The organism is Streptomyces apricus (genome assembly GCF_008369065.1).
In the GTDB taxonomy this organism is placed as follows: domain Bacteria; phylum Actinomycetota; class Actinomycetes; order Streptomycetales; family Streptomycetaceae; genus Streptomyces; species Streptomyces apricus.
This window is the reverse complement of the sequence record NZ_VDFC01000307.1, coordinates 1-512: the sequence shown is the minus strand read 5'-3', so window position 1 is coordinate 512 and position 512 is coordinate 1. Positions and strand designations below refer to the sequence as shown.

Genomic DNA, 512 nt, shown 5'->3' with positions numbered 1-512 from the left:
GTCTGAGCGCCCGTACGACCCCCGCAGGCGGGTCCCGGAGGAATCCGGGACCCCCCTCTCGTGTTCCTCCCGTAGAAGGCCGTCCCACGGCTTCCCCACCGGCTGTCCCTCCCGCCGTCCCCCGGCCGGAGGAGAGACCCGGGCCCGGGATGGCTACCATGGGGTTTCCGGAGCCTGACCGGGGACCCGGATCGCGCACGAGGAGCCCTCTTGCCAGACGAGGCCCAGCCACTCGCCCCCAGGGCCGAACGCCCGGGGGTACCACCGGCCGCCAAGCCCGACCAGTCCGCGGCCCCCACCGGCACGCCCGCACCGCCCGCGTCCGCGCAGAACGGATCCGTGAAGAACGGGTCCGCCCAGAACGGGACCGCGCAGAACGGACCCGGCCCGGCGGCCGCGACCGGGGCGGCCGGACCGGCGCGCCCCGAGCCGGCGGCCCCCGAGCGGCAGGCCTCCGCGCAGCCGGCGCCCGAGCGGCGGACCTCCGCGCCCGCCGCCCGCCCCGCGCCCGG

Annotated in this window: 1 pseudogene; it reads left to right on the top strand. The window is 79.1% G+C overall.

The features are described 5' to 3' along the window. Nucleotides 1–210: 210 nt before the first annotated feature. Nucleotides 211–512, top strand: a pseudogene (locus FGF04_RS40590) (GTP pyrophosphokinase); the annotation flags it as partial.